Here is an 11,096-nt window from a genome sequence, read left to right on the forward strand (position 1 = left end):
GGGGGGCCCGGGGGGGGGGCGCGGCGGGTGTGGGCGGGCATGGGGCTGGCCGACCGGGGGTCGGGGGCTCAACAGATCGTCGCCGGGGCGGGGGTGGGGGGCCGGGGCCCCGGCGGCGGGACGGGGGACGGTGCGGGAAAAGGGGGGAGCGGAGCCGCGGCCGATCCGGAGGCGGCGCGCCGCCGCGCCGAGCGTCGGGTCCAGCGCATCGCCGCGGGCGCCACGGAGTTGGAGCGGCGACTCGCCGATCTGCTCCGCGACGGTCTGGCCTCCGCCGACCGCGCCGGGTACGGGGCGTGGGACGAGACGGCCGCGCGGATGATCGACGCCCAGGCACCGGGTCTTGAGGCGCGGGTGCGGGAGCTGGCCGCGATTCCGTCGTCCGGTCCGGGGTGGCCCGGCCGACTACTGGAGGAATGCGCGCTGGCCCACCTGCTCAACCTGGGCTTTCTCCACCTGGACGGCCTCCCGGAGAAGCTGGCCGCCACTACGCGCACCCGCGTGGGCCTCACGACACCGGTGGCCGAGCTGCTGGCGACGGAGGAGGCGATCCGGGACCGCTGGCTGGTCCTGGGCCGCCAGGACGGCACGGACGGCAGGCTGACCACGCGCCGGATCTGGCTGCGGGGCGAGCGTACGCACCGTATGGCGCTGCTGCTCTCGTTCAGCGCCCCCGGCCAGTCCCCCGAGCTCGCGCTGCCCATCGGCCTGGTGCTCGACGCGGACCTCGCGTATTACCCGGCGGCCCGGCCGCTGCGGGCGGCGATCGGCACCCGGCACGAGGAGGTGGCGGAGGCCGCGCCCGCTACCGCGCCTCCAGCCCCCGAGGGGTGCGCTGTCGAGACCGCGCTGGCGGCCTATGGGGCGGCGCTCGGAGAGGATCCATGGCTGGACGGCTGGCCGGTGGTGCTCGCCAATGTGGTGCCGGTGCCGGGGGACGACGGATGGCAGCTGGCGGACGAGCGGAGCGGCTCGGCGCTGCCCGTCGATCCGCGCTGCGCGGGGCGCACCGATCTGTGGCAGCTGATGGCGATATCCGGTGGTGGCCCGGTCACCGTCTTCGGTGAGTGCGGCCATCGCGGCTTCTCCCCCGTCACCACCTGGGATCCGACGCCCGTCTCGCTCATCGGCACGGCAGCGCAGGGAGGCACCCGTTGACCAGTACGACGCCCGTCGCATCCACCGCGTCCAGCACGTCCACCGCGACCACCGCGTCCACCGCGACCTGGGACGATCTCGTCGCGGCCGCGCTGCTCGGCACCGAGCGGCGCACCCCGCCCGTCGCACCGCGCCCCGGGCAGAACGTGCCGTCCGCCCTGCTGGACGCGGCCGCGCTCAGCACCGTGCGGCGGCGGGCCGGGCTGCGGCCCGCGCCCGCCCGGCCGGGGCCGGGCCGGGCGCCCGAGGATCCGCGGCCGGCGCTGCCCGCGGCCGCCCGCAGCAGGCTGGCGCTGCTGCTCGCCGACCGTTCGGCGCCGGGGCGCGGCGGCTCGCGCTCCGCGCCCGACCTCGCCGAGCTGCTGCCGCAGTGGCTCGCGCTGGCCAATCACCACGGCTATCGCGTGCCCGACGCCCTGCTTCCGGCGCTGCTCGACGCGGCCCGCGCCCGCACCGATCTGCGGGCCGAGGCGCTGACGCTGGGCGGGCCGCGTGGGCTGTGGCTGGCCCGGCTCAACCCGGACTGGAAGTTCGCGCTGCGGGGCGCGGCGGGCCGGACGTCCGCATCGATCCCGGATCCGTCCGGGGCGGCCTCCGCACCGGACGAGGAACAGCGGCTGTGGGAGGAGGGGCTGTTCGCCGAGCGGGTGTCGCTGCTGGCGGCGGCCCGCCATCGCGACCCGGCGGCGGGGCTGGCGCTGCTCAGCGGCACCTGGTCGACCGAGCGCGCCGAGGACCGGCTGATGTTCCTGGACTCGCTGCGTGACGATCTCTCCCCGTCCGACGAGCCGTTCCTCGAACAGGCGCTGTCCGACCGCAGCCGGAACGTCCGGGCGACCGCCGCCGAGCTGCTCTCCGCACTCCCCGACTCGGCGCTCGCCGCGCGCATGGCCGAGCGGTCGCGGGGCTGTGTGTCGCTGACCACGGATGAGCCGACCGCTGATGGGCTGACCGCCGAGGGGTCAACCGCCGACGGGCTGACCGGCGATGAGCGGCGGACCGACGACGGGCGAAGTTCCGACGGGCTGACCGGCGATGAGCGAAGTTCCGACGGGCGGACCGACGACGGGCTGACCGACGACGGGCGAAGTTCCGATGACCTGACCGCCGCCGAGCTGACCGCCGCCGAGCTGACCTCCGACGAGCTGACGGCCGCCGAACGGACGCCCCGGATAACCGTCCGCCCGCCGGACGAGTGCGACAGCGGAATGCAGCGCGACGGCATCGTGCCCAAGCCACCCTCCGGCCGGGGCAAACGGTCCTGGTGGCTGGGCCAGTTGGTGGAGGCGACCCCGCTGGACCGCTGGACCGAGTGGTTCGGCGGGCGGGGTCCCGCCGAGATCGTGGCGCTACCCGTCGCGGACGGCTGGCAGGCGGATCTGCACGCGGCCTGGTGCCGGGCCGCCGTGCGGCAGCGCAGCGCCGAGTGGTGCCGTGCGCTGCTCGGCACCCCGGCGGTCGCGCCGGTCACCGCCGGGGAGGCGGCCCCCGCCGCCTGGCGCGACCCGGCGAAGCTGCTCTCCGCGCTGCCCGCCGGGGAGCGGGCGGAGTGGGTCGCCGAGTTCATCGCGTCCCATGGGCTGTCCGACGCCTTCCGGCTGCTCGGGGTGTGCGCGGTGCCCTGGGCAGAGCCCCTGGGCCGGGCCGTCGTCGACGCCCTGGACATCGCCCGCGACGCGGGCAGCTACCCCTGGAGCTTCAGCGGCGTCATGGGCCTGGCCGAGCGCTGCCTGGACCCGACCCAGGCGGACCGCCTCGAAGTGCTGACGGCGATACCGGACGAGAGAGAGGGAGCGGCGCCAGGTGCCGGTGGCTATTGGGCGGAGGCATTCCAACGCCTGGTGGGCACGCTCCGGCTGAGAGAGGCGATGCGAGCAGAGCTCGATCCGAACTGACCCGGCCACGCCTCCGGCTCGTGGGTCGCCCTGGGCTCGGGGCGCGTGCTTGGTTCAGAATCCGGGACTCAGGCCCGGGGCGAGAGCAGTGCGACAGGCCCCGGGTCGAGAGCAACGCGGTGGGTCAGGCGGCTACCGGGCGGACGTTTTCGCGGACCCAGTCGACGATGGCTGTCGTGGTCGCGCCCGGGGTGAAGATCTCGGCTACACCCTGCTCCTTGAGCGGGGGGATGTCCGCCTCGGGGATGATCCCGCCGCCGAAGACCTTGATGTCCTCCGCGTCGCGCTCCCGCAGCAGCTCCAGCACCTTGGCGAACAGGGTCATATGGGCACCGGACAGAATGGACAGCCCGATCGCGTCGGCGTCCTCCTGGATCGCGGTGTCGACGATCTGCTCGGGGGTCTGGTGGAGCCCGGTGTAGATGACCTCCATGCCCGCGTCGCGCAGTGCCCGCGCGATCACCTTCGCACCACGGTCATGGCCGTCCAGCCCCGGCTTGGCCACCACCACACGGATCGGACCGGTCACACCCATCGCAGCCTCCAAACCGTCACACCCCCGCCCACATCGACGTGAACGAACGTTATCTCCAGCATCCCCTACCCGGCAGTTTCGCGGCGCGCGGCGAGGGGGAAATCACACGTGGGACACGTTCACTGAAGGCCGTACCCGTACCCGCATCCGCATCCGCGCGCATCGCGCATCCGCCGCGCGGACGCCGCATACGCTCGGGCCGGCCACATCAGGGGAGCCGCAGCGGGGACCGTCGCACCGCGCAGCGCCGCCGCGAGCCGCATGGCGCCGCGGTGCGACGGGCGGTCCTGCGTCATGCGGTCACAGCGCCATTCACCGTGCGGTGCCGGGCATCGGGCCACCGCGCGGCCGAAGTCGTCGCCCTGGCCGGGGCCCATGACCACGACCGGCACGACCGAAGCGAACGGCTGCCCATGAGGGCATTCGGGGGGAGCCTCCAGCCGCCTCTCGTGCGCCGCGTCGCGGGAGGTCGGCCGCCATGGGCCTCATACACAGCCAGAACAACCAGCGCATCCAGAACATCCAGCAGAACAGCCGGAGCACACAGAGCACACAGAACATCCGGAACGCCCGGCACATCCGGGCCATCGCCCTCGACCTGGCGCTGCTCGCCGGGCATCTGCTGCTCTACCCGACCGGGCTGCGGCAGGAGCGCCCACCCGGTACGGCGCCGTGCCTCCCCATGGACGGCCCGGCCCACCGACCCGTTCTGCTTCTCCACGGCTTCATCGACAACCGGTCCGTCTTCGTCCCACTGCGCCGCTCGCTCGGCCGCCACGGCCGTCAGCACATCGAGGCGCTCAACTACTCGCCGCTGCTGTGCGACCTCCGCACCGCCGCCGCGCGGCTCGACCGCCATGTCGAGGAGGTCTGCGCCCGTACCGGCCACGGCCAGGTGGATGTCATCGGGCACAGCCTGGGCGGTCTGATCGCCCGTTACTACGTCCAGCGTCTCGGCGGGGACGCCCGCGTCCACACCCTGGTGACGCTCGGTGCCCCGCACGGCGGCACGCGAATCGCGCCCCTGTTGTCCGTACATCCACTCGTGCGTCAGATGTGCCCGGACTCCTCGGTGATAACGGAGTTGCGACAGCCTGCCCCCGATTGCCGTACGCGATTCATCGCTTTCTGGAGCGATGCGGATCAGTTGATGATCCCGAAGGAGACGGCCCGGATAGACCATCCGGATGTGATCTCCCAGAACATCCGCGTCAACGGAATCGGACATCTCGCCCTGGCGGTGCATTTCTCCGTGGCCGCCCGCATCCACGAGGCCCTGGACGCCGCCGACGAGGCGCCGACGGACGCCTCCAGCGCGGTTCCGGATGGTTCAGAAGGCTCGGAATTGCCGAACGTCAATCGAACATCCGGCCAAGGATCCACGTACAGTCAGCCGAAAGGCGGCCAAATGCCCTTTGCCGAGATGCTCAAAACTCACGGAAGATTGTCGCTGCCGCGTACTGCCGGGTACAGTCGCCGCTAATTCTCCTGCAGCCGAGGCGAAAGAGAAGTTGGTGGTGAACGACCGTCACCCGTCGGGGGCCTCTCCGACCGTCCCCGCTCCCGACGCCTCGTATCCGTACGACGGGGCTTACGGTCAGCAGCAGGACACAGCGCACGGCTACGTCGGGTACGACGGGTACTCCACCGGCAACTTCGCCCACCTGGCGACCGCCTACGGGGACGGTGACCCGCTCTACGGCGACAGCGATCCGCTCTTCGGCGCGCTTCCGGGCACCTACGACGGCGGACAGGGCGCCCACAGCGGTCAGTACGACGCCGCGCAGTGGGCCACGGCCGACCAGCACCACCAGACCGGGTCGTACCCCACCGGCCACTACGACCTGGGCCACGACACCGGCCACCACGACACCGGCCACTACGACACCGGCCACCACGACACGGCCCATTACGACTCCGGCGCCTACGACACCACCACGATGTGGGCCGCCTCCGGCTATCACCTGCCGACCGGCATCCCCGCCCAGCAGGACGCCGAGACCGGCGCCCAGTGGGACGCCGGCGCCTGGGACACGGGCGCCACCGGCCACACCGAGATGCCGGATCAGTGGGACCACGGGGTGAGGTACGAGGCCGAGACGTACGCCTCGGGCGTGGACACCGGTCAGACCCAGGTCTGGGACACCTCCGTCTACGGGACCGTGGACGAGGGGCAGTACGACCACTCGGGTCTGAACCATCCGGGGTTCGACCAGCAGGGGCTCGACCACCACTCCGGCCTCGACCAGCCCGAGCACGAGCCCAACGCCTACGACCGGACGGCCGGCTTCGAGCCCAACGCCTTCGACCAGGCCGCCGCGTTCGAGCAGACCGCCACCTACGACGAGACCGCCGCGTTCGAGCAGGTCGTCATCCCCGAGCAGGCTGTCAGCCCCGAGCAGCCCGGCGCGTTCGAGCACACCGCCGTCTTCGAGCCGGTCGACGAGACCGACCAGCCGTACGCTCCCGGCCCCGAAGCGGAACCTGAACCCGAGGCGGCGGTCATGCGGGAATCCGCCCCCTCCCCTCGCCGGGAGGTGGGCCGCGGCCGCCGCCGTACCCCCTCGCCCCGCCCCAAGCGCTCCGCGCTGCTCACCGTCGCCGTTCCCTCCGTCTGCGCCCTGGGCGTCACCGCCGTGGCCGCCGCCTCGGTCAGCGGCGTGGGGAGCGACAAGAAGGACGAGTCCACCACTCAGGCCGCCCCCGACACCGCGGCGGCCCCCGTGAAGCCCTCTGTCGCCAACAGCAAGCTGGACTCCCAGCTCGCCGGGGTCCGCGAGGGCGCCGACGACTTCCGCGACCGCGCCAGCCGCACCCAGGAGCGGATCGACCTCCAGGCCCGCCAGGCCGCCGAGAAGAAGCGCAAGGCGGCCGAGGCGGCACGTAAGGAAGCGCTGCGCCCGAAGTTCGCGCTGCCCGTCGCCCAGCACGGCCTGAGCGCCCAGTTCGGCCAGGCCGGTATCAACTGGATGTCGGTGCACACCGGCATCGACTTCCCGGTGAGCTACGGGACGCCCGTGATGGCCGCCACCGACGGCACCGTAGCGACGCAGTGGAACGACGCCTACGGCAATATGGTCATTCTGACCAGCCCGGACGGCACGGAGACCTGGTACTGCCACCTCAGCAGCGCCAAGATCCGTTCCGGGACCGTCAAGGCCGGGGAGACCATCGCGTACTCCGGGAACTCCGGTAACTCCACCGGCCCACATCTGCACTTCGAGGTTCACCCCGGCGGTGGCGCGGCCATCGACCCGCTGCCCTGGCTGCGCGGCCACGGCCTCGACCCGACCTGATCCGGCAGGGCCGCCCTCCGGCAGAGTCGACGGACAGCGCCGCTGTAGCGCGCCCTCCGGCGCGCCACAACCTCGGCGCCCAGCCCCTACCAGCCCCCCGCTACAGCTTCTCCACCGGTGCGTACCGCAGCAGCAGCCGCTTCGGCTTCTCCTCGCCGAAGTCGATCGTCGCCTCCGCGTTGTCCCCGCTGCCCTTGACCGCCACCACCGTGCCGAGCCCGAACGTGTCATGCGTGACCCGGTCGCCGATGGCCAGGGCGACCACCGGGCGCTCCTTGGCCCGCCGGGTGGCGAACCCACTGCCCCCGGTGCGCGAACGCGACGTCGACAGACCGGACGACAGCCCCGACGGCGGGGTCGAGGCGATGCCGCCCATGGACGCGGACGGGGTGGCGGGCCCGGTGCGCCGCCAGCGCACATACTGGTCCGGGATCTCCTCCAGGAAGCGGGACGGCGGGTTGTACGCGGGCTGTCCCCAGGCGCTGCGCATCGTCGAGCGGGTCAGATAGAGCCGCTCACGGGCCCGGGTGATCCCGACATAGGCCAGCCGCCGCTCCTCCTCCAGCTCCTTGGTCTGGCCGAGCGCCCGCATATGCGGGAAGACGCCGTCCTCCAAGCCGCTGAGGAAGACGACCGGGAACTCCAGGCCCTTCGCCGTGTGCAGGGTCATCAGCGTGATCACGCCGGAGCCCTCGGTGTCCTCGTCGGGGATCTGGTCGGAGTCGGCGACGAGCGCGACCTGCTCCAGGAAGTCCGCGAGGGTGCCGGGGTTCTCCTCGCCGCGGTCCTGCTCGAACTCCAGGGCCACGGCGGCGAGCTCCTGGAGGTTCTCGATCCGGGTCTCGTCCTGCGGATCGGTGGACGCCTGGAGCTCGGCCAGATAGCCGGTGCGCTCCAGCACCGCCTCCAGGACGGTGGCCGGGCCCGCCCCGGACTCCACGATGGTGTGCAGCTCCTCCATGAGCGTGTTGAACCGCTTGACGGCGTTGGCCGAGCGGGCCGCCATGCCGTACGCCTCGTCGACCCGGCGCAGCGCCTGCGGGAAGGTGATCTTCTCGCGCAGCGACAGCGCGTCGATCATGGCCTCCGCGCGCTCGCCGATGCCGCGCTTGGGCACGTTCAGGATCCGGCGGAGCGGGACGGAGTCCTCGGGGTTGGCCAGCACCCGCAGATAGGCGAGGACGTCCCGGACCTCCTTGCGCTCGTAGAAGCGCACACCGCCGACGACCTTGTACGGCAGCCCGACGCGGATGAAGACCTCTTCGAAGACACGGGACTGGGCGTTGGTGCGGTAGAAGACCGCCACGTCCCCGGCCTTGGCGTCGCCCGCGTCCGTCAGCCGGTCGATCTCGTCGGCGACGAACTGGGCCTCGTCGTGCTCGGTGTCGGCCACATAGCCGATGATCTCGGCCCCGGCGCCGGCGTCCGTCCACAGGTTCTTCGGGCGGCGGTTCTCATTGCGCTCGATGACCGCGTTGGCCGCGCTCAGGATGGTCTGGGTCGAGCGGTAGTTCTGCTCGAGGAGGATCGTCCGCGCGGTGGGGTAGTCCTCCTCGAACTGGAGGATGTTACGGATCGTGGCGCCCCGGAAAGCGTAGATCGACTGGTCGGCGTCGCCCACCACGCACAGCTCGGCGGCCGTGGTCTCCTCGGTGCCGGTGCCCACCAGCTCGCGCACGAGTGTGTACTGCGCGTGGTTGGTGTCCTGGTACTCGTCCACCAGGACGTGCCGGAAGCGGCGGCGGTAGTGCTCGGCGACGTCCGGGAACGCCTGGAGCAGATTGACCGTGGTCATGATGATGTCGTCGAAGTCCAGCGCGTTGGCCTCGCGCAGCCGGGCCTGGTACATCACGTACGCCTCGGCCAGCGTCTTCTCGAAGCCGTCCGCCGCCTGCCCGGCGAAGGTCTCCTCGTCGATCAGCTCGTTCTTGAGGTTGGAGATCTTGGCGCTGAAGGACTTCGGCGGGAACCGCTTGGGGTCGAGGTCCAGATCCCGGCAGACCAGCGACATCAGCCGCTTGGAGTCGGCCGCGTCGTAGATCGAGAACGACGACGTGAAGCCCAGCTTCTTCGACTCCCGGCGCAGGATGCGGACGCAGGCGCTGTGGAAGGTGGACACCCACATGGCGTTGGCCCGCGGGCCGACGAGCTCCTCGACGCGCTCCTTCATCTCGCCCGCCGCCTTGTTGGTGAAGGTGATGGCGAGGATCTGGCCGGGGTGGGTGGAGCGGGCGCCGAGCAGATACGCGATGCGGTGGGTGAGCACCCGGGTCTTGCCGGAGCCGGCGCCCGCGACGATCAGCAGCGGCGAGCCGGTGTGCTCCACGGCGGCCCTCTGCTGCTCGTTCAACCCCTCGAGCAGGGCGGACGGGTCCACGGCGGGCCGGGCCGCGCCGTCCCGGTAGTGGGCCTCCCGGGGCACGGGCGCGTCGAAATCGCCGCTGAAGAGGTGATGCGGCACGTCCTCGGCGCCACCGTGGCCAGGGTGTGCCGAATCCTCGGGCGGCGGTGGCCGCTCCTCGTCCGAAGAAGGCCCGAGGTCCGCCAGGAAGCTGTCGTCAAAGAGGCTGCTCATCGCTCCCCGAGTCTAGGCCGCCCCACTGACAGCCGAGGTCCGAACATCACGAAACGGTTTCGGGCATAACGGTCACCAGTCTTCACAGGAGCCCCACGTGTTGGCTACCGTCCTGCCTCAGGTGCCCGGAAGATCCGTCGGCGAACCACGTCGGCACGGGCTGCCTCCGCCGAGTCCGGTACGCCGTGAGGCGCCCGGAGCCGGGGACCCAACAACGCAAGACCGGGGTGAATCGGCCCGAAACGGTGCGGCACGGACAGTGCCGACCGGACACGGCCGTAGGGCAGCCTTCCGAACCGCCCGAACCCGACAGCTAACCCGGTAGGCGGTCCACGGAAGGAGTCGCCTCCCTTGGCGTCGCACCGCAAGCCGCGGAGCCGAATACCCGCCCCGCTCACCGGCCACAGCCGCCGTACGGCCGTCGGATTCACCACGGCCGCCCTCGCGTCCGTCACCCTCCTCTCCCAATCGGCCAACGCCGCGCCCACCGATCCCAAGCCGGCCGCCCAGTCGATCGAGAAGGTGAAGGAGAAGGTCGACACGCTCTACCACCAGGCGGAGACCGCCACCCAGCGCTACAACGCCGCCAAGGAGCGCACCGACCAGCAGCGGGCCAAGGTCGACAAGCTGCTGGACTCCCTCGCCCAGCGCACCGAGAAGCTCAACGAGGCGCGGCGCATGCTCGGCACCTACGCCACCGCCCAGTACCGCGACGGCGGAATGGCCCGCTCCGCCGCGACCCTGCTGTTCTCCAACGATCCGCAGGACGTCTTCGACCAGTCGCATCTGATGGACCGGATGACCGGTCGGCAGAAGCAGGCCGTCGACGACTTCCAGAAGCAGCGGGTGCAGGCCGCGAAGGAGCGCGGTAAGGCCAGCGAGAGCCTCGCCTCGCTGACCGCGTCCCAGAAGCAGCTGAAGGTCCAGAAGAAGACCGTCCAGGACAAGCTGACCGAGGCCCGGCGGCTGCTGGCGAATCTGACCGCCAAGGAGAAGGCGCGGCTGGCGGCGATCGAGAAGAAGAAGGCGGAAGAGGCCCGCCGTAAGGCCGCCGAGCTGGCCGAGAAGCAGCGACAGGAGGCGGCCGCGCGCAAGAAGCAGCAGGAGCAGGAGCAGCAGAACGCGGGTGGCTCCGGTTCCACGGCGCCCTCCACGCCCTCGGCCCCGGCCAACAGCTCCAAGGCGGCCCAGGCCATCGCCTTCGCCAAGGCGCAGCTCGGCAAGCCGTACGTCTGGGGCGCCACCGGGCCCAGCTCCTTCGACTGCTCGGGGCTGACGCAGGCGGCCTGGAAGTCCGCCGGGATCTCGCTGCCGCGCACCACCTGGGACCAGGTGAAGGCCGGTACGCGGGTCTCGACGTCCCAACTCCAGCCGGGCGATCTCGTCTTCTTCTACGACGACATCAGCCATGTCGGCCTCTACATCGGCGACGGGATGATGATCCACGCGCCGAAGCCGGGCGATGTGGTGAAGAAGGCGCCGATCACGGAGATGCCGATCTACGGGAGCGTGCGGCCCTCGTAGGGCCCTGAGCCCGACGATTGCCCGGGGCCCCGGGCGGGCCCCCGGGCCGGGGCCCGGCCCCGGGGGGGCCCGCGGCCCCCCCCCCCCCGCCCGGGCCCCCGGCCCCGGGCGGG

General features: G+C 71.9%; 6 protein-coding genes, 1 pseudogene and 1 riboswitch. Of the genes and pseudogenes, 5 read left to right on the top strand and 2 right to left on the bottom strand.

Features of this window, described 5'->3' with window-relative positions; translation table 11 throughout:
* The coding region (locus ACFXB5_RS24290; protein ID WP_385211417.1) for an SWIM zinc finger family protein at positions 1–1,158 on the top strand (1,158 nt) is incomplete at its 5' end.
* Entirely contained in the window at positions 1,155–3,053 is a 1,899-nt protein-coding gene (locus ACFXB5_RS24295) for a DUF5691 domain-containing protein (protein WP_385211419.1), read from the top strand. The genes ACFXB5_RS24290 and ACFXB5_RS24295, both read left to right, overlap by 4 nt.
* A 124-nt stretch (positions 3,054–3,177) precedes the next feature.
* On the opposite strand, the gene ACFXB5_RS24300 is transcribed toward ACFXB5_RS24295, so the two are convergent.
* The gene (locus ACFXB5_RS24300; protein WP_137978381.1) at positions 3,178–3,588 is read right to left on the bottom strand and encodes a cobalamin B12-binding domain-containing protein; all 411 of its coding nucleotides are present in this window, start codon (positions 3,586–3,588) and stop codon (positions 3,178–3,180) included.
* Positions 3,589–4,147: 559 nt separating this feature from the next.
* Between ACFXB5_RS24300 and ACFXB5_RS24305 the strand changes: the two are divergent.
* Positions 4,148–4,906, top strand: a pseudogene (locus ACFXB5_RS24305) (lipase family alpha/beta hydrolase); the annotation flags it as partial.
* A gap of 199 nt (positions 4,907–5,105) precedes the next feature.
* Positions 5,106–6,884: a peptidoglycan DD-metalloendopeptidase family protein gene (locus ACFXB5_RS24310; RefSeq protein ID WP_385211421.1), complete on the top strand. Its 1,779-nt coding sequence runs from the start codon at positions 5,106–5,108 to the stop codon at positions 6,882–6,884.
* A 100-nt stretch (positions 6,885–6,984) separates the two neighbouring features.
* Here ACFXB5_RS24310 and pcrA read toward each other — a convergent pair whose 3' ends face one another.
* Positions 6,985–9,459 (bottom strand): DNA helicase PcrA, encoded by a 2,475-nt coding sequence (gene pcrA / locus ACFXB5_RS24315; RefSeq protein WP_385211423.1) that lies wholly within the window; start codon positions 9,457–9,459, stop codon positions 6,985–6,987.
* 157 nt (positions 9,460–9,616) lie between these two features.
* Positions 9,617–9,803, top strand: a riboswitch (cyclic di-AMP (ydaO/yuaA leader).
* Between the two features lie 7 nt (positions 9,804–9,810).
* On the opposite strand from pcrA, the gene ACFXB5_RS24320 reads away from it, so the two are divergent.
* Positions 9,811–10,983: an NlpC/P60 family protein gene (locus ACFXB5_RS24320; RefSeq protein ID WP_385211425.1), complete on the top strand. Its 1,173-nt coding sequence runs from the start codon at positions 9,811–9,813 to the stop codon at positions 10,981–10,983.
* Positions 10,984–11,096: the final 113 nt, after the last annotated feature.

It is taken from the genome of Streptomyces sp. NPDC059455 (assembly GCF_042750115.1).
GTDB classification, from domain to species: Bacteria; Actinomycetota; Actinomycetes; order Streptomycetales; family Streptomycetaceae; genus Streptomyces; species Streptomyces endocoffeicus.